Consider the following 22,212-nt stretch of genomic DNA (forward strand, 5'->3'; position numbering starts at 1 on the left):
GGGCTTGTACCCCCCGGAAACGCGCGACAACCGGCGATCGATTTCCGCCCCTCTCACCCGACGCCGAGGCGGATCGGGTCGTCGCTCGGGACGATGTCGAGCGTCACCGACTCGCCGATCTCGAACGTGCGGTCCGGACAGACCACCTTGACGCCGAACCGGTCGCCGCGCGCCGCGAACAGCGACAGCCCGGTCACGCGCTCGCCGTTCGCGCGGACGTCGACGGAGCCCCAGTCGACGCCGGGCGCGCGGGCATCGGCGCCGTCGGTCCGGACCGTTCCGATCTCAGTTCCGAAGAGCGACAGCGTCGTCCCCTCCGGCGCGGACGCACCTTCGTCCGCCTCGAACGTTCCACCGCCCGCGTAGTGCGTCACCCCGCCGTCCAGGGGGACGCCCTCGTCGCTCGCGAGCGCCGCGAACGGCGGGCCAGGGTCCGAGCGTCGCGGCCCGTCGAGGACGACGTGCGTCGGGCCCCGCTCGACGACGGCGCCGGTCCCGTCCCACGCGACCGGTTCGACGGGAACGTCGACGGCGACCGGGAGCGACCCGCTGGCTCGGCGGGGATTCGCGTCCGGCGGGCGGAACCCGAGGTGAACGTGGTCGTCGACCCACTGCCCGAAGAAGCCGGAGCGCGTCGTCGGACCGAGCGCGTCGCCGGCGGCGACCCGATCGCCCGGCGACACCTCCGGGACGACGTGGAGGATCCGCGCGACCGTGCCGGGAGAAGCGTCGGCGCGAGCACACCACCCGTCCGCGAGGTCGACGACGATCAGGTGGTCCTCGTCGGCCGCGTACGGGCGATCCGGACAGCCGACGGTCCGGACATCGCGAACGGTTCCGGCGACCGGAGAACGCCCCACGCCGTCGCGCGGATACAGGTCGACCGCGCGGCCGCGGTCGTGGGCGGAGTACGGGGAGTTAACCCGCGAGAACTTCTCGTATCGCCCGACGACGGCGGCGGACAGCGAGACCGTCGCCTCCGGCGGGTCGCCGTCGGCAGCGTCGCCGTCGGCCTCGTTCGGTGGGGTCCCCGTCACCCGTCCGCCGCCTCCACGCCATCGATCACGAACCGCGCGCCGCCGGCGTCGGACTCCGCGACCGAGAGCGTCCAGCCGTGGGCCTCGGCGATGTCCCCGACGATCGCCAGTCCCAGGCCCGTGCCGCCGCCGAGCGACACGCCGCGCTCCGTCACGCGCTCGCGCGCTTCCGACGGGATCCCCGGGCCGTCGTCCTCGACGGCCAGCGCGACCCCGTCGCCGCGGGCCGCGACGGAGACCGTGACGGCGACGTCCTCGCCCGCGTGCTCGATCGCGTTGCGGAACAGGTTCGAGACCAGCTGTTCGAGGCGGTCGCGGTCGGCCAGCGCGGTCGCGTCGCCCTCGACGGTCAGCGTCGCGTCCGCGGTCTCCAGCCGTGACCAGACGCGCCTGACCGTCGCGTCCAGCGAGACGCGGTCGAGGTCGTCGACCGTCTCGCCCGCCGTCGCCAGCGCGAGCAGCCCCTCGATCATGTCGTCCATCCGCTCGTGGGCGTTCGCCGCCCGCTCTAAGGCCCCGTCCGGGTCGTCGGCGCGCTGGCGGGCCAGTTCGACGGCCGCGGACGCGGCGGCGAGCGGGTTCCGCAGGTCGTGCGAGACGACGCCGGCGAACTCCTCGAGCCGCTCGTTCTGGCGTTCGAGCTCGGCCTCCCGGCGTTCGAGCTCCGTCTGTCGCCGCTCCCGCTCGGTCACGTCGCGGAGCAGGAACACGTGGCCGCGATCGGTTCCGCGGGGGTCCGTTATCGGGTCCTCCTGGATGTCGAACTGGCGGTCCCCGACGGTGACCGGATGTTCGTCGCCGTCCTCCAGCCGCGGGAACGCCTCCGACAGCGACGAGCCGACCGCCTCGGGCGGGAGGATCGCCTCGGCGGCCGGGTTGAGATCGCGGATCCGCCCGTCCGAGCCGGAGACGATCACGGGGTCTTGCATCACTTCGACGGCGGTGTCGCGAGCGACGACGGCGGCGTCGAGCGTGCCGAGCCAGAAGACGGTGCCGTACAGGAACACGCCGTGGATCACGAACGCCGTCGGCAGCCACGAGAGGTGCGCGTAGCTCCCGACGTCGACGAACGTCGCGACGCCCGCCAGAAACGGGAACAGCGTGCCGAGCAGCACGACGAACGTCTGGAGCCGGTACCGGTTCCCGGTCCGCTCGTAGAGGTCGACGACGAGGAGCGCGCCGGCGATACACAGCCCGTACGCGAGGAGGACGAACGCGCCCCCGACGGGGCCGAGCCCGTACCCGAGCAGCGTGAACGGGCCGTCGACGACGGGCGCGATCGAGCGCCGCGCCAGCCCGTGAGTCCCGCTCGACCACGCGAGCAGCACCCAGGCGAACGCGGGGGTCGCGAGCGCGACGATCCGGTTCTCCGTCCGCCAGCGGTCGTGGCCGGTGAACGCCAAGGCGAAGAGGATCCAGAGGACGGGGAGCGCTCCCAAGAGGGGGGTCGCGAGGTTAAGCGCGACTCGCATCGCGGTCTCGCCGGGCGCGACGACACGGAGGGCGTACAGCAGCGAGACCCCGCCGCCACAGAGCAGGTAGAGCGCGACCTCGAGCCCCCCGGGCTCGTCGCGCTCTCGCCACGCGACTCGACCGAGCCAGAGCCCGATACCCCCCGCCAGTAGGCAGGCGGTCAGGTAGGCTTGGACCGGCAGGGCGCCGAGGTCGCTCATCGATACCCGTACCACTCTCAGGGCGGACAAAACTGTTGTGTCACGCGGCGGCGAGACCTCTCGATGTCGGGTCCGCCTCGGACGCGAGTCCGTCGCTCGCGCCGCAAGGGGTTTGTACCCCCCCGGCGTCGCCTTCCCCATGCGCGTGTACAGGGGCGAGTTCGCGACCCCGACGGCGGACCGCGGACCCGCGGCGGACCTGCTCGATTCCGCGGCCGAGGGGGTCCCGGCCGTCCGCGTCACCGCGCCGCCGCGACAGGTGGCCTTCGGCCGCCGCGACGCCCGCGAGTCCGGGTTCGACCGGGCGAAGCGGGCGGCCCGCGACGCGGGATTTCCGCCCGTCGAGCGCGACGTTGGCGGCCGCGCGGTCGCGTACACCGGGTCGACGCTCTCGTTCGGCGTCGCGGTGCCGACGGGGGAGGGCCGCGGGTCGATCGACTCGCGGTACGAGACCGCGACCGAGACGCTCCGCGACGCGCTCCGAGAGCTCGGCGCCGACGCGGTTCGAGGGGAGCCGCCGGCCGCGTTCTGTCCCGGCGACCACTCGCTGCGGGTCGCGGGCGGAACTGATGCCTCTGCCGGCGGGAAGGTCGCCGGCCTCGCGCAGCGCGTCCGCGCCGACGCGGCGCTCGTCGCGGGCGTCCTGGTCGCCTCGGCCGCGGATCCCGACCCGATCGCGTCGGTTACCGAGTCCGTCTACGACGCGCTCGACGTGCCGTTCGACCCGGAGTCGGTCGGGAGCGTGGCCGGCGCCGGCGGTCCCGACGACCCGGACGCCGTCGCCCGCGCGGTCGAGGACGCGTTCGTCGAGGGGCCGTGGGGCGACGGCGAGCGCCGAATCGTGCGTCTCGACGGTTCGGACGCCTGAGCGCGGCGCGGCTCTCGGTTTCGACGTGCTTTTTATGCGCGGGAGTCTGCGTTCGGGCATGGCCGAATTCAAAGTCGTCGTCGCCGACCCCGAGACCGGCGAGACGTTCCAGCGAGAGGTCGACGGACAGGACGCCAACCGATTCCTCGGTCGCGAACTCGGCGACGAGATCGGCGGCGACGCCGTGGGGCTCTCCGACCACACGATCGAACTCACCGGCGGCTCCGACGAGACCGGGCGCCCGATGCGCGAGGACGTCTCCGGCACCCGGCTGAAGGAGCTCCTCTTGGAGGGCGGCGTCGGCTTCGAGCCGTCCCGCGACGGCGAGCGCAAGCGTATCACCGTTCGCGGCCGCGAGATCGACGACGACGTCGCGCAGATCAACGCGAGCGTCGTCGACGGCGACGGCGACGTGGCGGCCGCGTTCGGCGAGGGCGACGCCGAAGCCGACGAGTAGCGACGGCCCGATGCCTCGCGTTCCCTCCGACGGCGAGGACGTTTCCTCGATCCGCGTCTTGCTCGCCCGGAGCGGCGGCACTCGCCGCCCCTGCGTCAGGCTCCCGGACGACGACGCGCTCGACGGGCGCGTCGAGTCCGGCGCGGACCGCCTCGACGACGGGCTCGGCGTGAGCGCGGGCGATCTCGTCCGGATCGCGTTCGACCGCGAGGAGTACCACGCGCGGGTCGCGGCCGACTCGCGGGGGCGACTCCTCCGCGGCGCGTTCGACAACCGGCGACTCGCGCGCGACGCCGGCGAGGGCGCGAACCGGCTGGTCGAATGGCTCGACGCGAACGACCGGGAACCGGGTGACAGTGTCGTCCTCGACGTCGTGGTGTCCGGCGAGCTGTACGGCCTCCGGATCCCGGGCGATCGGACCGTGTACGACGCGAACCGCGGGCCGCGGTCGTCGCTCGCGGACATCGCCCGCGACGTCGACGAGTGACTGCGACGGGACGACAGGGCGCCGTCCGGAGGCGGCGCGGTACGGGCCCGCCGGCGCAGGCCGAATCGCTTATTCTCGCTCGGGCCCGAGGTCGCTCCATGCAGGAGGTCGACGCGGATCTGACGACGCTCGACCGCGCGATCATCAACGCGTTCCAGGGCGGCTTCCCGGTCGCGGAGCGTCCGTTCGACGCCGCGGCGGCCGCGCTCCGCGAGCGCGGCGTCGACGTCACGGGGACGGAACTGTGCGAGCGCGTCCGCGAGCTCGACGAGGCGGGAACCCTCTCGCGGTTCGGCGCGCTCGTCAACGCCGAGGAGATCGGCGGGGCGGCGTCGCTCGTGGCGATGCACGCGCCCGAGGACCGCTACGAGGCGATCGCGGACATCGTCAACGAGTTCACCGCGGTCGCGCACAACTACGAGCGCGAGCACCCCCATCTCAACATGTGGTTCGTCGTGAGCGTCGCGGACCATCCGGACCCGGACAAGGACGGGAGCGATCGGGTCGAGGAGGTGCTCGAAGAGATCGAGGCGGCGACGGGTCAGGAGACGTACAACCTCCCGAAACTGCGCGAGTTCCACGTCGGCGCGAGGTTCCTCGTCGACGGGCCGGTCTCCGACGGCGACATCGATCTCTCGGATCTCGGCGCCGAAGCCGCCCCGAGCGACCGCGGGACGCTCACCCCCGACGAGCGCGACCTGATCGTCGAGATCCAGGGCGGGCTCCCGGTGACGGAGACCCCGTACGCGGACGTCGCGGCCGCGATCGGCGCCGATGTCGGGTGGGTGATCGAGACGGTCAAGCGGTTCGAGCGGGAGGGGAAGGTGCGCCGCGTCGGCGTCATCCCGAACCACTACGCGCTCGGCTACACGGAGAACGGGATGACGGTCTGGAACGTGCCCGAGGAGGTCTTAGACGAGGTCGGCCCCGCCGTCGCTGACTTGGACTTCGTCACGCACTGCTACGAGCGCCCGCGCCACGCGGGCGTCTGGGAGTACAACTTCTTCGCGATGACGCACGGCCGCACCGAGGCGGAGAGCGAGCGTCGGATCGCGGAGGTGCGAGAGCTGATGGACGAGCACTGGGACGTCGGCGCCGACGACTGGGACACGCTGTTCTCGACGCGCATCCTGAAGAAGACCGGCATCCGCATCGCGGACCGGGCGGACAGCAACACGGCGTGACCCGCCGAACTGCGGGGCCCGAGGGCCGAACGTGACGCCGCTGTACCACGACCTCTCGGGCGAGACGGTGGTCGTCTTCGGCGGCGGCGCCGTCGGCTCGCGGAAGGCGAAGGGGTTCGACGAGGCGGCGCAGGTCGTCGTCGTCAGCCCCGAGTTCGACGAGCGGCTGCGCTCGCCCGCGGACGAGCGCGAGGCAGACGAGCGCGAGGCGGCCGACGCCGCGGACGGGCCGGCCGTCGAACTGGTCCGCGCCGCCCCGGACGCGGACGCCGTCACAGACTGGATCGATCGGTTCGACCCGGCGCTCGCGGTCGCCGCGACCGACGACGCCGCGGTCAACGCCGCCGTGGAGGCGGCCGCGCTCGACCGGGGGATCTTGGTCAACCGGACCGACGTCTCGGGCGGCCGCGACCCCGGGAGCGTCGTGGTGCCCGCGACGATCGAGGACGATCCGGTGACCGTGGCGCTCTCGACGGGGGGAACGAGCCCCGCGCTCGCCAAGGCGCTGCGCGAGCGGATCGAGGCCGAGATCGAGGGGGCTGGCGCGATGGCGGCGCTCTCGGGGGAGATCCGCGAGGAGCTGAAAGACGAGGGCGTCGCCCCCGAAACGCGTCGGGAAGCGGTCCGGCGCGTTGTCAGGTCGCGGGGGGTTTGGAAGGGTTTACAAAAGGGGAGATCCAACGGACGGCAAGAGGCCGACACCGTGATCGAGGAGGTACTCAACCGATGAGAGAGACGGGTGCGATCGCCGGCGTGAGCGTCGCCCACGCCGACGCGACCGTCGACGAGATCGAGGCCGCCGGCGGCGACGGCGTCCGCGCGACCGTCTCCGACCTGCTCGCTCGCGAAGGGGTCGAGGAGGCGTTCGCGGTGCAGACGTGTAACCGCTCGGAGGCGTACGTCGTCACCGATCGGACGGTCGACGGCACGACGGCGCTCTCGACGTTCGCGCCGGACGTCCGCGGCGGCGCGGTCCGCCGCCTCGACCACGAGGAGAGCCTGGAACACCTGATGCGCGTCGCCTCCGGGCTGGAGTCGCTCGTGCTCGGCGAGGACCAGATCATCGGCCAGCTGCGCGAGGCCTACGAGGAGTCGAAGTCCGCGGGCGGCATCGGCCCCGTCCTCAAGGACGCCGTGACGAAGGCGCTCCACGTCGGCGAGCGCGCGCGGACGGAGACCGAGATCAACGAGGGCGTCGTCTCGCTCGGCTCCGCCGCCGTCCGACTGGCGGCCGGTGAGATCGACCTCACCGACGGGACGGCCGTCGTCGTGGGCGCCGGCGAGATGGGGACGCTCGCGGCCCGCACGCTCGACGACACCGCCGTCTCGGGGATCGTCGTCGCGAACCGCACCGTCCCGCACGCGGAGTTCGTCGTCGAGGAGGTCGACACCCCCGCGGAGGCGGTGTCGCTGGCGGACCTCCCCGCGGTCATCCCGGACGCCGACCTCGTCGTCACCGCGACCGGGAGCCCCGACCTGATCGTTCACCCCTCGTACGTCGACGACGCCGGCCGGCTCGTCTGTATCGACATCGCGCAGCCCCGCGATGTCGACCCCGCGGCCGGCGCCCGCGAGGGCGTCACCGTTTACGACATCGACGACCTCGAAGACGTCACCCGCCGGACGAGGGAGAGCCGTGCGGAGGAGGCCCGAAGGGTCGAGTCTCTCATCGACGAGGAGCTCGACCGGGTTCTGGAGGCGTACAAGCGCAAGCGCGCCGACGACGCCATCTCGGCGATGTACGCCGGCGCGGACCGCGTGAAGGCGCGCGAGCTCGACCGCGCGATGTCGAAGCTGGAGGCCCAGGGCGAGCTGACCGACGAGCAGCGCGAGACGGTCGCGGACATGGCCGACGCCCTCGTCGGCCAGCTGCTCGCGGCGCCGACGCGCTCGCTTCGGGACGCCGCCGGCGAGGACGACTGGGAGACGATCCGCACGGCGCTTCAGCTGTTCGACCCCGAGTTCACGTCCCAGGCCGACGGGCCGGAAGAGGCGGACATCACCGACGCCGCGGCCGGCGGCCCCGACGCGATCCCCGACTCCGTCGTCGAGGAACTGGACGACTAAGTCGTTTACTTGTAACAGACTGATAGCGGAGCGACGTTGAACGGCTCCGCAGTTCCGGTCGATCGCTTATAAGTCGCTGCCTGCACGGTGAACGCCTCCAAAGCCCCAGCCGCGAGGCGGGCGCACGCTCGCTGCGGTCCTCGTCGCTCACTCCGTTCGCTCCTGCGGTCCTTGCTTCGCCTGCGCCCGCCTCGCGACTGCCCCTTTGAGTCCCGCCCCGCACAGCGACCGCAGCCTCACGGCTCCCCAGCCTCGCGGCTCCCTCCGCTTCGCTCCGGTCGCCGCGTCCAGCGAGAATCGAAGATTCTCTGGCAGCCGGCGCGTCGCGCCGGCGACAGCGAGGCGCGACGCGCCTCTGGCAGTCGGGCGAAGCCCGACGACCTCGCGCGTGCGACTCGCGGCCTCCGCTTCGCTCCGGCCGCTCGCAGGCACGCGCCACCGCCGTGTTCACTTGTAAACGGCCATCTGTGAAGTTCGAGATCACCAGGACTGCGACCCGCCTCCTTTCCGACGGACCGCCGCGCTTTATTCCCCGGCCGGTCCACGGGTCGGTATGAAGCTCTCCGAGTACGTCGACCAGCTCGACGACCGGCTCGACACGGCCGCGTACGCCGACGTCGACGCGAGCGCGAACGGGTTACAGGTGGGGCCGGACGACGCCGAGGTCGAGCGCGTCGCGTTCGCGGTCGACGCCGCGCGGGCGACGATCGAAGCCGCCGCGGACGCCGACGCGGACGTCCTCGTCGTCCACCACGGGCTCTCGTGGGGCGGCATCGAGCGCGTCACGGGCCGAACCCACGACCGGATCGCCGCGCTCGTCGAGCACGATATCGCGCTGTACGTCTCGCACCTCCCGCTCGACGGGCACCAGGAGCTGGGCAACGCGGCGGGTGTCGCCGAGGAGATCGGCCTGAGCGAGCGGGAGCCGTTCGGCGAGATGGGCCCGGCCACGGTCGGGACGATCGGCGAGACGACCGAGCCGCGGTCGGCGGCCGAGATCCGCGAGACGCTCGACGGGTTCGAGGGCCAGCCCGACGGCGAAGCGTCGCCGACCCGAGTGCTCGACTTCGGTCCCGACGAGATCGAGCGCGTCGCGGTCGTCACCGGCTCCGGGGTCGACTGGCTCGACGAGGCGGTCGCGGGCGACGCGGACGCGCTGGTCACCGGCGAGGGGAAACAGCAGGTCTACCACGACGCGCGGGAAGCCGGAATCACGGTGTTCCTCGCCGGCCACTACGCCACGGAGACGTTCGGCGTCCGCGCGCTGGAGTCGCTGACCGCCGACTGGGGCGTCGAGACGACGTACCTCCCGCACCCGACCGGGCTGTGAGTCGGCCGTCGGAGCGGCCGGGCGTTGAGGTGGCCGGGCGTTGAGGTGGCCGGGCGTCGGGGGCGCGCCCGCCGCCGAACGCAACCCTTACCGCTCGCGTCCGCGCAGTCGGGGTATGCGCGATCACTTCGAGATCCGGGACCACGACGCGGCCGGGCGGATCGGCCGGCTGGAGGTCCCGCGCGCCGACGTCACGGTCGAGACGCCGGCGCTCCTGCCCGTGGTCAACCCCAACGTGCTCACGGTAGAGCCCGAGCGGCTCCGCGGGGAGTTCGGCGCGGAGATGCTTATTACCAACTCCTACATCATCCGCAGCACGGACCGCATCCGCGACCGGGTGCTCGATCGGGGGCTCCACGAGTTCCTCGGCTTCGACGGCGCGATCATGACCGACTCCGGCTCATTCCAGCTGGCCGAGTACGGCGACATCGACGTGACGACCGCGGAGATCATCGAGTTCCAGCGGAAGATCGGCAGCGACGTCGCGACGCCCGTCGACGTGCCCACGCCGCCCGACGCCGACCGCGAGCGAGCGGAGCGGGAGCTGGCGACGACGAAGCAGGCGCTCGCGGACGCGGAGTCCGCGGAGACCGGCGAGATGCTCGTCAACGCGCCCGTTCAGGGTGCGACGTACGCCGACCTCCGCGAGGAGGCGGGGCGGCACGCGGCCGCGACCGACCTCGACGTGTTCCCCGTCGGCGCGATGGTCCCCCTCCTGAACTCCTACCGCTACGCCGAGGTGGTCGAGGCCGTGCGCGCGGCCAAGCGCGGGCTCGGCCCGGGAGTTCCGGTCCATCTGTTCGGCGCCGGCCACCCGATGATGCTCGCGCTCGCGGTGGCGGCGGGCTGCGACCTGTTCGACTCGGCCGCCTACGCGCTGATGGCGCGCGACGGCCGCTACCTCACCGTCTCGGGGACGGAGCACCTCGAAGCCCTGGACTACCTCCCCTGCTCGTGTCCGGTGTGTACGGATCACACGCCGGCCGACCTCCGCGGGTTCGACGACGGCGAGACGGAGCGGCTGCTCGCGGAGCACAACCTCCACGTCACCTTCGAGGAGCTGCGCCGCGTGAAGCAGGCGATCCGGTCCGGAACCCTGCTCGAACTGGTCGACCGCCGCGCCCGCGGCCACCCGGCGATGCTCGACGGCTACCGCGCGCTGCTCGACCACGCCGACGAACTGGAGCGCACCGACCCCGGGTCGAAGGACGCGTTCTTCTACACCTCACACGAGGCGGCCCGTCGGCCCGAAGTGGCGCGACACCGGGACCGACTCGCCCGGTTGGCGGCGCCCGAGCGCCTCCTCCTCACCGAGTCGAAGGCGCCATCGGACCACGACTACGACGCGGTGTGGCGCGTGAAACCGCCGTTCGGCCCGTACCCGCCCGCCCTCTCGGAGACGTACCCGCTCACCGCCGAGGTACCCGAGCGGACCGACGACGCGGCCCAGGTCGCGGCCGCGGCGGGCGTCGGCGCGCTGGCGGCGGCCAACCCCGAGACGGCGCTTACGCTCGGTCACGACGCGTGGTGCGAGCGCGCGCTCGACCGGATCCCGGACCGCGTCGAGACGGAGAACCTTCGGACGCTCGGCTGACGGAGACGCCGCTCCCCGGTCGGACGGTGCGTCGCGTGCCGCGAAAAACCGTAGTCGTGACCCGGTCGACCTCGCTTCGGGGGAGACCGCGTCAGTCGCGTCGGTGCCCGAGCGGCTTCTTCTGGTCGACCTCGACCTCGACGTGGATCGAGTCGGGGAAGTCGCGCCCGACGACGTCGCGCGCGATGTCGTCGGCGCCGTGGATCTCCATCGAACGTCGGTACACGTCGTAGCGCCACGGCGAGAACTCGTCGCCGGGCGCGAGGTTCTTGTACAGCGGGACGGTGACGTTCTCCGAGGGGCTCGCGTGGGGGCCCTTACACTCGGCGCCCTTGCGTTCGAGGGTCTCCTTGAGTTCCTGAACGGTTTCGGCGAGCACGTCGCGGTCGCCGGACGCGAAGTCGAGTTTCGTGACGAAGGTCATGGCTGGGGGTCGTGCGCCAATGACTGCCCGAGCGGTAAAAACGCATCTACCCGTCGTCGGGGCGGCCGCCCGCTCCCCGAATCCCCCTCGGAGACCGGTCGACGCAGCCGAGTCGCTCGTCTCTGTTCGGAAGTCCGACACGCTCTTTAGGGGTGATCGCTTACCTGCGGCCAATGACGGTCGAAGCGACCAGTGCCGGAGCCATCCTCTTCCGCGATACCCGCGGCGAACGGGAGTACTTGCTCCTGAAGAGCCGACCGGGGGACTGGGAGTTCCCCAAAGGCGGGGTCGAGGGGGACGAGGAGCTCCAGCAGACGGCGATACGAGAAGTCGGCGAGGAGGCCGGGATCGAGGATTTCCGGCTGATCGACGGGTTCCGCAGGGAGTACGACTACGTGTTCGAGGCGAACGGGAAGACCATCCACAAGACGGTCCACCTGTTCATCGCCCGCTCGTTCGAGGCGAGCGCCGAGCTCTCGAAGGAACACCGCGACCTCCAGTGGCGCGACTACGACCAGGCGCTCAACACGATCACCCAGGACGGGCCGCGAGACATCTTAGAGGAGGCCCACGACTACCTCGACGAGCGGAAAGACGAGGAGGAGGGGAAGTACGTGTAAACTACCCTACCCTACTCGCTCACGGCGCTGCCGTTCGTGGTTCGAGACGGGTCCGCCGTCTCGTCATCACGAGAGACGCGGCGCGTCTCTCGAACGACTTCGTTGAGGGTAGGCCTTTCGCGTGGACTCCCGTTCTGGCCATCGCTGGCAGGCTCGTAATCGCCGTTCACGTTCAACGTCCCGCGATTCAAGCGCACGTTTACGGGTGCGCCTCCGCCCGACGACGTTTGCGCCGAGCGGAGATGCTTCAGACCGATATTCTTCGCCGCGTTGTAGTCGGCGTTCACTTCGTAACCGCACTTCTGGCAGCAGAACCGCGCTTGTGTCTCGCGGTTCTCTCGGAGTGTCGTCCCGCACTTGGAACATCGCTGGCTCGTGTACGCAGGACTCACCTGTTCAACCGAGATGCCGACCACCTCGGCTTTATACTCGACGTACTCGAACAGGCGTCGGAACGCCCACGCGTGGAACTTCTTGGCGTTCGCCATCCGCTCACGAATTCCGGTCAGGTTCTCGAACGCGATCACGTCACAGTCGTATTCGAGGGCTTCCGCGACGAGTTCTTTCGAGACAGTGTGTAAGAAGTGGTCGTAGCGTCCGGTCTCGGTGCGTCCAACTGACTGGATGGTCTCGTGAGCGGCCCGCGTCCCGAGCTGTTGAAGCGACCCGCGTCGCTTCTCGAACTCGCGGCGCCAATGGTTCAGCTCTGCCCCGTTCCAGAACGTGCCCGTGGAGGTGACGGCGACGTTTTCGATGCCGAGGTCAACGCCGAGGACTGTGTTGTGCCCGTCGTTGCCGTCGTCGGCAGTCTCGAACTCCGCGTCCGCCTTTGTGCGGACGTGAAGGTAGAACTCGCCGTCGCGGTAGTGTAGTTCTGCGCCCGTCACGTCGTAGTCGTCGTTGAACAGATACTCCGAATGAGGCGTCTCGCGATCCTCGTCGGGGAGAACATATCTGGCGGTGATACGTCCCTCGACGGTCGAAAGCGTCGCGTGGTCGTCGTTGAACGTCGCACATCGCATGTCGTAGACGAGCGTCGGGGCGGAGAAGCGCGGCTTTCCCGCGTAGTCACCCTGTTTCCAGCGTGCGACAACGCTCTGGACGGCGTCGGCGGCCTTGTTGCGAGCGTTCTGGACGAGATTCGCTTGGAGCCTCGTTTCGGCCCGCACGTCGTCGTAGGTTTCACGCTGGAGTTGGGCTTTGCTCGTCGTCTTGTACTCACCTCGCCAGGCGTGGTCAACGACGTAGTTGGCGGCCCACAGGAACTCGGAGATGGTTTCGTGGAGGAGGGCGGCGTCGCCGTCGGCCACGTCGAGTTTGACGGGGACCGTGCGACGTACCTCCATCCGTAATTCAGATGTTACGCTAAGTATTTATTATAGTACTGTTTTTGGAGGAGAGTTAGCCACGTGTAGAACGTGGTAATGACGGTATCATGTCGGTTTCCTCCCCGACCTACTCGCTCCCTTCGGTCGCTCTCTCCTCACGGGCCGCAGGCCCGTTCGGATGGTCAGCGGGACCTACGGTCCCGCACGACTCGAGGTCGGGGGCTCCAGCTTGAATTACGCTGATCGGGACGCGGGGGCGCACCGCGACCGATCGACGCCCGCGCCCCGAGCGATTCGTTTTTGTCCGCCCCGCTCGACGGGGCGACCAGTGACGCCCGACGCCGAGTTCGGCTACGAGCTCTTGGTCTGCCGGTACGCCGAGCTGGCGTGGCACCCGAGCGAGGGCCCCCGTCCCGCGCTGGTCGCCCGCCAGCTCGGCACCCAAGACCGACGGTGGGACACCGTCGTTATCGAAGTCGACCCGGCCGCGTTCGAACGGCGGCGCGCGTTCGGCGACCGGGCCATCGGCTCCGACCTCCTCCACGTCGTCCGGGGGGCGCCCGCCGAGTGGGCGTTCTATCGCGACGCGCTGCCGCACCCCGGCTACCCGTGGCGCTACGTCCGGCAGGCGGTCCACCGCGCCGCGGGCCGGGACCTGATAGCGAAGCGCCGCGACGGGAATCGGATCCAGATCCGCCGGAAGCGACCGTACCCGGACTGGGTCGAGCGGATCGTCGCGGTCGAGAACAAGCCGGACCTGGACCGCTCGGCGGCCGACAGGCTCGTCGACCAGCTCGCCCACGACGTCGAGACCGCGCTCGCCGACGAGGCGTGGCTGGCGACCGAGACGACCGGTGAGCGCGTCGAACCCGCCCTCCTCCGCGAGCTGCCGGTCGAGGCCGGGATCCTCGCGACCGACTTCTCCGCGGGCGTCGACGCCGACGCGGCCGACGTGGCGTGGCATCCGAGCGACCTGGCGCCCGCGGAAGGCGAGGCCCGGAGTCCCGAGACCGAGACGCTGCGGCTGGAGATCGCCGAGCGCGCCTACGGGAAGGGGTGGCGCTCGTACCACGACACGATGCGCCCCGACTGCCGGCATTTCGAACTCCGGCGCGAGGGGGGCGCGCTCGTCCCGCACTGCGCGGCGAAGGGGACGCTCCCGACCGCCCGGGAGTGTTCGGGATCCTGTCCGGAGTTCTCACCGGAGCCGCCGGGGTGGCGGACGAACGGGTGGCCGATCGAGGGCGGCCCCGGGAAGGGGTTCACACGCGTGTTGGCCCGGCGGCGGGACCGCGAACGCGATCGGGTCGAAACCGTTGAGTGAGCGGCGGTACCAGCCGGTCGTATGCGGTTCCCCACCCCCCCGCTCTCCGAGTACGCGATCAACACGGCGTTCGTGGTCCTCACGCTGGCCGTCCTCCAGTACACCGGCTGGCTCTCCGACGACCCCGCCGGGCTCGAACCGGCGTTCCTCGCCGTGGTCGCGGTGACGTTCCCGGCCTTCTCGTACCTGATCGCCCTCGTCGGAGCGAACGTTCGGTCGAACGCGGAGTGAGGCTCGGCGGCGTCGACCGAGCCGTCCGCGGCCGCCCCGTAACCACCCCCAACGCCAGCGCGGTCGCCCCCTACGCCAGCGCGGCCGCCAGCTTCTCGATCGGGTGCGTCGGCTCCGGCACCTCGCCCGGCCCCTCCTCCAGCTGCGTCCGGCAGGAGGTGCCGGGCGCGACGAGTTCGTCGCCGTCGCTGGCCAGGACCTGCTCGAACAGGGTCTCCCCGATGGCCTTGCTCATCGAGTAGTGTTCGGCCTCGTATCCGAACGAGCCGGCCATCCCGCAACACGAGGAGTCGAGCGGGTCGACGCCGTAGCCGGCGCGCCGAAGGACACCGACGGCGTGGTGGTCCTTCTTCGTCGCCTTCTGGTGGCAGTGGCCGTGGTAGGTGAGCGACTCCGTGGGCGCGTCGAGGTCGATATCCTCGTCGAGTCGACGGGCGTCGACGTACTCCATGACGCCGTAGGCGCTCTCGGAGACGGCGGCCACGTCGGCGTCGGGCACGTCGCTGGCGCCGCCGTCGAGCAGGTCGTGGTAGTCCGACTGAAGCATGACGGCGTCAGAGGGCTCGACGACCACCACGTCCCAGCCGTCGCGGACGTCCGGCGCGAGCGTCTCGACGGCGGACTCGGCGGTCGCGCGTGAGACGTCGAGCATCCCCTTCGAGTGCGGTGGGCGCCCGCTGCCGTCCACGTCCGGAATTTCCACGTGGCAGTTCGCGGCCTCCAGCACGCGCACGGCGGCCTTCCCCGCGCCGGGGTTGGTGTAGGTGGTGTACACGTCGGGGAACAGGAGGACGTCGCGGTCGGCCTCCTCGCGCGGGACGCCCGCGCCACCGCGCGCCTCGAACCAGTCGACGAGCGTCTCCGAGCGGAAGGCGGGGAGGTCTCGCTCCCTCGCGATACCGAGCGCCTTCTCCGCGATGAGCCCGCTCCCGGGGAGTTTGTTCGGGAGGTTCGAGAGCGGCGCGAACCGCGACGCGAGCGGCGCGAGCGACTCGAAGCGGCCGAGCAGCCGCGTCCGGAGGTCGACACCGTGTTCCTCGTGGTGGGCGTGTTCGACCTCCGCCTTCAGCTTCGCCATGTCGACGCCGCTCGGGCAGTCGACCTTACAGCCCTTGCAGCCGACACAGAGGTCCATCACCTCGGTGACGAACTCGTCGTCGGTCGGATCGGCGGGGAGTTCGCCGCTCATGGCGCCGCGGAGGGCGTTCGCCCGGCCGCGCGTCGACTGGATCTCCTCGTCGGCGGCGCGGTAGGTCGGACACATCACGCCCCCGGTCGTCTCTTGGGGTCCTCGACAGCCGCCGCAGCCATGGCAGAGTTCGACCATCCCCTGCATTCCGTTGTCGACGGCCCACTCCATCGCCGGATCGAAGCCGGCGTCGTGCTCGTAGTCGGCGTCGAACCGGAGGTTCTCGCGCATGTCGAACTCCCCGCAGACGTTGCCGGGGTTGAGCAGCCAGTCTGGGTCGAACGCGGTCTTCAACTCGCGGAACGCCTCCCAGAGGTCGTCGCCGTACAGCTTGCGGTTCCACTGGGTGCGCGCGCGGCCGTCGCCGTGTTCGCCCGAGACCGACCCGCCGAGCCGGACCACCGCGTCGGTGACGCGGTCCGCGATGTCGAGCATCGCCTCGACGTCGTCGACGTCCTTCGTGTTGATCAGCGGGCGGACGTGGAGGACGCCTGGTCCGGCGTGCGCGTAGAAGGTGGCGAAGGTGTCGTTGTCGTCGAGGATCTCCTGGAACTCGCGGGTGTACTCGGGGAGGTGTTCCGGCGGGATGGCGCAGTCCTCGATGAAGGAGATGTGCTTCTCGTCGGTGGTCCGCGAGAGGAGGATCGGCAGGCCCGCCTTGCGCATCTTCCAGAACCGGTCGCGCTTCTCGGGGTCGTGCGCCTCCATCGCGTGGACCGCCCGACGGGGGTGGCTCGTCGTCTCCGCGGCGCCCGCGCTCGGGTCGACCGCGGTGTCAACGGCGCCCGCCTCCCCGTCGAGGGCGCCCGCCTCCCCGTCCGCCTCCTCGTCGACAGCGCCGACTCGATCCGCGATCAGGTCCGCGACCTTCCGTTTCCCCTCGGCGTCGCTGTCGGCGTAGAACTCGACGAGGAGGACGGAGTCGGTGCCGTCGGGGAGCGTCCCGACGATGTCTTCGAACTCCGGCGTGTCGGCCGCCAGGCCCAGCAGCACGTCGTCCATCACCTCGACGGCGGCGGGGTCGTGCTCGAGGCACGCCGCCACGTCCTCCATCGCGTCGAGCAGGTCGTCGTAGGTGAGCAGCGCGACCGCCTTCGTCTCGGGGATCTCGACGAGCGAGACGGTCGCCTCGGTGACGGTCGCGAGCGTCCCCTCGCTGCCGGCCATGAGGCGGGCGAGGTTGACGACGCCTTCCTCGCCGTGCTCGCCGCGATGTTCGGCGAGCAGGCGGTCGAGGTTGTAGCCGGAGACGTTCCGCTTCAGTTCCGGGAACCGCTCGTCGATCCGGTCGGCCTCCTCGTCGAGGATTCGGACGACCTCGGCGTGGATTCGGGGCAGCAGGTCGTCGGCGTCGGGGTCCGCCGACTCACGCAGATCCTCGACCGCGACCTCGCCGAACGTCGCCACGGTGCCGTCCGCGAGGACGACCTCCAGTTCCTCGACGTAGTGGTCGGTCTTCCCGTACTTCAGCGAGTGCGAGCCGGTGGAGTTGTTCCCGATCGCGCCGCCGACCGCGGACTTGTCGCGCCACGCCGGGTCGGGCGCGAACTTCAGCCCGTCGCCCTCGACTGCGGCGTTGAGGTCGCCCACGTACGCGCCGGCCTGGACGCGGGCCGTCTTCGTGCCGGGATCGGCCGACACCACCTCGTCCATCTCGCCGGTCAGATCCAGGACGACCGCCTCGTTGACGGTCTGTCCCGCGAGCGAGGTCCCGCCGCCTCGCGGCAGGACGGGGATCCCCTCGGCGAAGCAGTACTCGTGGACGGCCGCGACGTCCGCGGCCGACTCCGGGATCACGACGCCGATCGGCGTCACCTCGTACGCGGAGGCGTCGGTCGCGTACAGCCGCTTCGAGTAGTCGTCGAACCGCACGTCCCCGTCGACGCGGCGGTCGAGCGCGTCGACGAGGTCCGGTCGCTCCACCTCGCCGCCGGTGTAGTCGAAGTCCCCGCCGTCCGTCGGGTCCGGGCTCGGGGTGTTGGTCGCCATGCGACTCCCTCGCGGTCGAGCGATGAAAAAGCTCCTGCCGCTCGCCCCTCGCGGGAATCCGATCGCCCGAGCGGGGCCGAACCGGAACCGTCACACCGCCACGGTTCTGCGCGCCGAGAACGGCCCCAACACCCATATGCCGGCCGTCGAAGGAACGATCATGACGCTCGCAGACGCGTCGACGTTCACCCGTCGACTCGACGACCTCGGCGTCTCGGTCTCCGCGGGACCGCCGTCGGAGTGCGCGGCCATGATCGACGCGGCCGCGGGCGAGCCGGCGGTCGGGGTACCGCTGAACCGTTCCGGCCCGGACGCGTTCGCGGACTCGCCGGCCGGCCTTCCGGACCGGATCGAGACCGACCCCACGACGGCCGACTTACGCGGGGCCCACACCGGCGTCACCGCGGCCTCGCTCGGCGTCGCCGCGTACGGGAGCGTCGCGCTGGAGGCGGACCCGGACGGGACGGAGCCGGTGGGCCTCTTCGTCGACCGCCACGTCGTCGTGCTCCGCGAGGCCGACCTCGTCCCGGACATGCCCGACGCCTTCGACTGGCTCGGCCCGCGGGCGCGAGACGAGTCGGTCGACGTGGTGTTCGCGACCGGCCCGAGCGCGACCGCGGACATGGGCGGACTCGTCCACGGCGCGCACGGGCCGAAGGAGGTCCACGTGGTGCTGTTGCGGGACGAGGACGCGGCGGACGGCTCGGACGCCGCTGTCGACGCGGAGGACGGCCAATGAGTAGCGACGCCGAGACCGGCGCCGAGGAGGCGGCGGCGACCGAACCGGCGGGCAATCCCGACCGCGAGACGAAGGCCGAGCGGATCCGCGAGCTGCTGGCGACCGAGGGCGACGCGGTCGCAGAGAACACCCGCGGCTTCAACGAGGGGCGCTACGAGTCGACGGGGCGCCTCGACGGCTACGAGGCGCTGAAAGCCGAGGCGCGCGCCATCAAGGAGGACGCGATCGAGCGGCTCCCGGAGCTCATCGACGAGGTGACGGAGGCGGTCGAGGCGAACGGCGGGACCGTCTACCTCGCGGACGACGCGGCCGACGCGAACCGGTACGTCCGCGAGGTCGCGGCCGAGCGCGGCGCCGAGCGCGCGGTGAAATCGAAGTCGATGACCTCCGAGGAGATCGAGGTGAACGACGCGCTCGAAGCGGACGGCGTCGAGGTCGTCGAGACCGACCTCGGCGAGTGGGTGCTCCAGCTGGCCGACGAGGAGCCCTCCCACATCGTCGCGCCGGCGATCCACAAGTCGCGTGAGGGGATCGCGGAGCTGTTCGCGGAGCGGTTCGACCCGGAGGACCCGCCAGAGACCGCCGAGGAGCTCACCATGTTCGCCCGCGAGCGGCTCGGCGAGCTGATCGAGGGCGCCGACCTCGGGATGACCGGCGCGAACTTCGTCGCGGCCGATTCGGGGACGATGTTACTGGTCACCAGCGAGGGGAACGCCCGCAAGACGGTGACCGCGACCGACACCCACGTCGCGGTCGCGGGCGTCGAGAAGCTCGTCCCGACGGTCGAGGAGTTCTCCCCGTTCGTCGAGCTGATCGGTCGCTCGGGGACGGGACAGGACGTGACCTCGTACATCTCGACGCTCACGCCCCCGGTCGACTCGCCGGTGCCGGACTTCGCGGCCGACGAGACGCCCCTCGCCGTCGACCCCGACGGCCCCGGCGCCGACCGCGACTTCCACCTCGTGCTTATCGACAACGGGCGCATGGCGATGCGCGACGACGAGACGCTGCGGGAGACGCTGTACTGCATCCGGTGTTCGGCCTGCTCGAACGCCTGCGGGAACTTCCAGAGCGTCGGCGGCCACGCGTTCGGCGGCGAGACGTACTCCGGCGGCATCGCCACGGGCTGGGAGGCGGGGATCGAGGGACTCGACACGGCCGCCGAGTTCAACGACCTCTGTACCGGCTGCTCGCGCTGCGTGCCGGCCTGCCCGGTCGGCATCGACATCCCGTGGATCAACACCGCGGTCCGCGACCGGATCAACCGCGGCGAGGCCGACCCGAGCCAGCTCGACTGGGCGTTCGAGGAGTTGGTCCCCGACGAGGAGCCCGGCGGCCTCGACCTCGGCACGCGGCTCGTGGGCAACTACGCGACGCTCGCGAAGTGGGGGCACAGGACCGCGCCGGTCGCCAACCGCCTCGCGAACGCCGGGCCGGTGCGCGCGCTGGCCGAGCGGGTGGCCGGGATCGACCGCCGCCGCGACCTCCCCGAGTTCGCCCGCGAGTCGTTCGTCGAGTGGTTCGACGCCCGAGGCGGGCCCGCGGTCCCGGCCGACGAGGCGACGCGCGAGGCGGTCGTCTACCCCGACACCGCCACGAACTACGTCGACGTCGAGCGCGGGAAGGCGACCGTGCGCGCCCTGGAGGCGCTCGGCGTTCACGTTCGGGTTCCGGACCTCCCCGGTAGCGGGCGCCCGCCCCTCTCGCAGGGGATGATCGCGACCGCCGAATCGGCGGCCGAGGACCTCTACGCGGGACTGGCGCCACACGTCGACGCCGGCCGCGACGTGGTCGCGATCGAACCGAGCGACCTCGCGACGTTCCGGCGCGAGTACGAGCGGTTCCTCCCGGACGGATCTCACGAGCGGCTCGCCGACGCGAGCTACGACGCGATGGAGTACGTGTTCGGTCTGCTGGAAAGCGGCGGCGACCCGGCGGCGCTGCGCGCGCCGAGCGAGGGAACCGGACCGGTCGCGTCGGGAAAGCGGATCGCGTATCACCCGCACTGCCAGGCCCGCACGGTCGAGGTCGGCGAGTACGCGACCGCGGTCTTCGAGCGGCTCGGCTACGACGTTCGCGTCTCCGACACCGAGTGTTGCGGGATGGCGGGCTCGTTCGGCTACAAGACCGACTACTACGAGCTGAGCGTGGACGTCGGCGAGCCGCTCCGCGAGCAGTTCGGCGACACCGACCGCACCGTCGTCGCGCCCGGCACGTCCTGTACCGAGCAGCTCGACGCCCTGCTGGACGCGTCCCCGATGCACCCGATCGAAGTCGTCGCGCCGCGGGAATAGCGCGGCCCGCGGCGCGCGGGAGGGGGCGTCGGTCGCGGGGTCCGCCGGCGTCCGCCGCGCTGACCCTCGCCGCGTTGACCCCCCGCCGGCGTCCGCCGCGCTGACCCCCGTCGGCGTCCGACGCGCGTCGTTCGACAACGAACGCTTAATAGGCGCGCTCGTGACCGTATCGTGTATGAACGCAGCCCCCGAAGAGATCACGTCGCTCGTCGGTCGCGAGGTGTACTCGAGCAACGGCGTCTTCGTCGGCGAAGTCGAAGACATCCAGCTCGATCTGGACGCCCGCGCCGTGACCGGACTCGCGCTGGCCGAACTCAACCGCGAGCTGTTCGCCGGACAGGTGGGCGGCTCGACCGGCGTCGTCGTCCCGTACCGCTGGGTCCGCGCCGTCGGGGACGTGGTCCTGATCAACGACGTCATCGAGCGGTACGACGCCGGCGAATCCGACGAGGAGGCGAACGAGATCGAGGCCCGCTCCGAGTCGCGATAGCGGGGTTCCGCCCGCCGACGCCGCGACGCGGTACCGGCTCAGAAGGGTAACGCGTCCCGGAGGCTCGCGATCACGCCCCGTTCCTCGCGGCGCGCCTCGTCGAACACCGGATAGAGGGCGTTGAGAAACGCCGTCTCGTTTTCGAACTCCCGCTGCGGCACGCGGTCGAGAGCGTCCGAGAGCGCGAGCGAGCGCCCCTGCGCGTCGTAGGGGATCTCCGGGTCACCGAGCGCGTCGCGTATCTCCGCGGCCGTCGCGGGAAACGACACGTCCGCCTCGTCGAGCCGGGCGTCGAGCGCCGCGATGCCGAATTCGATCGCCTCGGGCTCGGCGGTATCACCGCCGCCGGGTGGCCGTGCTGCCATTGCGACCGGATATTTCCTCCGACGGCTTGAAACCCCTGCTCTCGGCTCACTCGGGCACGGACTCCGTCGGCGGGGCCGCGTCGACGACGGCGAGCTCGACCCCGTCCCCGGACCGGTCGAAGGCGGCGACCGAGTCGGCGTCGTACGGCGGCACCGCGACGATCACCACGCCCGCGAGGTCGTCGGTGCGGGAAATCCCGAGGAAGCCGTCCGGATGCGAGACGAATCGCGCGCCGCCCTCGCCCGCCGGCGTGCCGAGGTCGACGCCGAACACGGAGCTGACCGAGCCGCCCACGGACGGGAGCGTGAAGTGGGTCACCACCGGCGTCGCCGGGTCGAGCCCGAGGTCCATCTCGAACTCGCCGGCCGGCGTCGACGAGAGCCGGACGTTCACCTCGTCGGGGTCCTCGCTCGCCGCGCGCTCGCGGAGCACCGTCAACAGGTCGCGGGTGACGTAGATCACTGGTCGGCCGTCGGTACGGGACGCACTGGCAAAAGGTCACGCACGATGCGGTCGACGCG

At 71.2% G+C, this 22,212-nt stretch carries 21 protein-coding genes; 14 read left to right on the forward strand and 7 right to left on the reverse strand.

Annotated elements, in window-relative coordinates:
* Nucleotides 1-53 precede the first annotated feature (53 nt).
* Together EXE45_RS06820 and EXE45_RS06825 are read right to left on the reverse strand one after the other, a co-directional pair.
* Entirely contained in the window at nt 54-1,037 is a 984-nt protein-coding gene (locus tag EXE45_RS06820) for a hypothetical protein (protein ID WP_137693888.1), read from the reverse strand.
* A complete protein-coding gene (locus EXE45_RS06825) occupies nt 1,034-2,710 on the reverse strand; it encodes a histidine kinase N-terminal 7TM domain-containing protein (RefSeq protein WP_137693889.1) in 1,677 nt (558 codons plus the stop codon). Before EXE45_RS06825 ends, EXE45_RS06820 begins: the two co-directional genes overlap by 4 nt.
* A 139-nt stretch (nt 2,711-2,849) precedes the next feature.
* Between EXE45_RS06825 and EXE45_RS06830 the strand changes: the two genes are divergently transcribed.
* The 8 genes from EXE45_RS06830 to tgtA all read left to right on the forward strand — a co-directional run bounded on the left by EXE45_RS06830 (nt 2,850) and on the right by tgtA (nt 10,697).
* Nucleotides 2,850-3,578 carry a lipoate--protein ligase family protein gene (locus EXE45_RS06830; protein WP_137693890.1) on the forward strand — a complete coding sequence of 243 codons (729 nt, stop codon included), beginning with the start codon at nt 2,850-2,852 and terminating at the stop codon, nt 3,576-3,578.
* 58 nt (nt 3,579-3,636) lie between these two features.
* Nucleotides 3,637-4,035: a 30S ribosomal protein S6e gene (locus EXE45_RS06835; RefSeq protein ID WP_092921829.1), complete on the forward strand. Its 399-nt coding sequence runs from the start codon at nt 3,637-3,639 to the stop codon at nt 4,033-4,035.
* Nucleotides 4,036-4,045: 10 nt separating this feature from the next.
* A complete protein-coding gene (locus tag EXE45_RS06840; RefSeq protein ID WP_137693891.1) occupies nt 4,046-4,522 on the forward strand; it encodes a hypothetical protein in 477 nt (158 codons plus the stop codon).
* 98 nt (nt 4,523-4,620) lie between these two features.
* Nucleotides 4,621-5,706 carry an Lrp/AsnC family transcriptional regulator gene (locus EXE45_RS06845; protein ID WP_137693892.1) on the forward strand — a complete coding sequence of 362 codons (1,086 nt, stop codon included), beginning with the start codon at nt 4,621-4,623 and terminating at the stop codon, nt 5,704-5,706.
* 31 nt (nt 5,707-5,737) lie between these two features.
* Nucleotides 5,738-6,436: a bifunctional precorrin-2 dehydrogenase/sirohydrochlorin ferrochelatase gene (locus tag EXE45_RS06850; protein ID WP_092921835.1), complete on the forward strand. Its 699-nt coding sequence runs from the start codon at nt 5,738-5,740 to the stop codon at nt 6,434-6,436.
* Entirely contained in the window at nt 6,433-7,773 is a 1,341-nt protein-coding gene (hemA, locus tag EXE45_RS06855; RefSeq protein WP_137693893.1) for a glutamyl-tRNA reductase, read from the forward strand. Before EXE45_RS06850 ends, hemA begins: the two co-directional genes overlap by 4 nt.
* 553 nt (nt 7,774-8,326) lie before the next feature.
* Nucleotides 8,327-9,103 (forward strand): Nif3-like dinuclear metal center hexameric protein, encoded by a 777-nt coding sequence (locus EXE45_RS06865; protein WP_137693895.1) that lies wholly within the window; start codon nt 8,327-8,329, stop codon nt 9,101-9,103.
* A 115-nt stretch (nt 9,104-9,218) separates the two neighbouring features.
* The gene (gene tgtA, locus EXE45_RS06870) at nt 9,219-10,697 is read left to right on the forward strand and encodes a tRNA guanosine(15) transglycosylase TgtA (protein ID WP_137693896.1); all 1,479 of its coding nucleotides are present in this window, start codon (nt 9,219-9,221) and stop codon (nt 10,695-10,697) included.
* Nucleotides 10,698-10,788: 91 nt separating this feature from the next.
* Here tgtA and EXE45_RS06875 read toward each other — a convergent pair whose 3' ends face one another.
* Complete coding sequence (locus EXE45_RS06875; RefSeq protein WP_092921843.1) at nt 10,789-11,121, reverse strand: uS10/mL48 family ribosomal protein; 333 nt, start codon at nt 11,119-11,121, stop codon at nt 10,789-10,791.
* A gap of 173 nt (nt 11,122-11,294) precedes the next feature.
* Between EXE45_RS06875 and EXE45_RS06880 the strand changes: the two genes are divergently transcribed.
* Nucleotides 11,295-11,741 carry a bis(5'-nucleosyl)-tetraphosphatase gene (locus EXE45_RS06880; RefSeq protein ID WP_092921845.1) on the forward strand — a complete coding sequence of 149 codons (447 nt, stop codon included), beginning with the start codon at nt 11,295-11,297 and terminating at the stop codon, nt 11,739-11,741.
* Between the two features lie 11 nt (nt 11,742-11,752).
* On the opposite strand, the gene EXE45_RS06885 is transcribed toward EXE45_RS06880, so the two are convergent.
* Nucleotides 11,753-13,087, reverse strand: coding sequence for an RNA-guided endonuclease TnpB family protein (locus EXE45_RS06885; protein WP_092921847.1), 1,335 nt, complete (start codon nt 13,085-13,087; stop codon nt 11,753-11,755).
* Between the two features lie 310 nt (nt 13,088-13,397).
* Between EXE45_RS06885 and EXE45_RS06890 the strand changes: the two genes are divergently transcribed.
* Nucleotides 13,398-14,393: a DUF5787 family protein gene (locus EXE45_RS06890; RefSeq protein WP_137693897.1), complete on the forward strand. Its 996-nt coding sequence runs from the start codon at nt 13,398-13,400 to the stop codon at nt 14,391-14,393.
* A gap of 21 nt (nt 14,394-14,414) precedes the next feature.
* Complete coding sequence (locus EXE45_RS06895) at nt 14,415-14,624, forward strand: hypothetical protein (RefSeq protein ID WP_092921851.1); 210 nt, start codon at nt 14,415-14,417, stop codon at nt 14,622-14,624.
* A 70-nt stretch (nt 14,625-14,694) separates the two neighbouring features.
* Here the strand turns inward: EXE45_RS06895 and EXE45_RS06900 are convergent, their stop codons facing one another.
* Complete coding sequence (locus EXE45_RS06900) at nt 14,695-17,802, reverse strand: FAD-binding and (Fe-S)-binding domain-containing protein (RefSeq protein WP_137693898.1); 3,108 nt, start codon at nt 17,800-17,802, stop codon at nt 14,695-14,697.
* 160 nt (nt 17,803-17,962) lie between these two features.
* Here EXE45_RS06900 and EXE45_RS06905 point away from each other — a divergent pair, with 160 nt between their 5' ends.
* From EXE45_RS06905 to EXE45_RS06915, 3 genes are all read left to right on the forward strand, one after another.
* A complete protein-coding gene (locus EXE45_RS06905; protein WP_092923215.1) occupies nt 17,963-18,541 on the forward strand; it encodes an LUD domain-containing protein in 579 nt (192 codons plus the stop codon).
* Nucleotides 18,538-20,835 (forward strand): LUD domain-containing protein, encoded by a 2,298-nt coding sequence (locus tag EXE45_RS06910; protein ID WP_137693899.1) that lies wholly within the window; start codon nt 18,538-18,540, stop codon nt 20,833-20,835. Before EXE45_RS06905 ends, EXE45_RS06910 begins: the two co-directional genes overlap by 4 nt.
* Nucleotides 20,836-21,010: 175 nt before the next feature.
* A complete protein-coding gene (locus tag EXE45_RS06915; protein WP_092921857.1) occupies nt 21,011-21,325 on the forward strand; it encodes a PRC-barrel domain-containing protein in 315 nt (104 codons plus the stop codon).
* A 38-nt stretch (nt 21,326-21,363) separates the two neighbouring features.
* Here the strand turns inward: EXE45_RS06915 and EXE45_RS06920 are convergent, their stop codons facing one another.
* Together EXE45_RS06920 and EXE45_RS06925 are read right to left on the reverse strand one after the other, a co-directional pair.
* Nucleotides 21,364-21,690, reverse strand: coding sequence for a hypothetical protein (locus tag EXE45_RS06920; protein ID WP_092921859.1), 327 nt, complete (start codon nt 21,688-21,690; stop codon nt 21,364-21,366).
* 46 nt (nt 21,691-21,736) lie between these two features.
* Nucleotides 21,737-22,153: a hypothetical protein gene (locus tag EXE45_RS06925; protein ID WP_137693900.1), complete on the reverse strand. Its 417-nt coding sequence runs from the start codon at nt 22,151-22,153 to the stop codon at nt 21,737-21,739.
* Between the last annotated feature and the right edge of the window lie 59 nt (nt 22,154-22,212).

This window comes from Halorubrum sp. SP9, assembly GCF_005435015.1.
GTDB classification, from domain to species: Archaea; Halobacteriota; Halobacteria; order Halobacteriales; family Haloferacaceae; genus Halorubrum; species Halorubrum sodomense.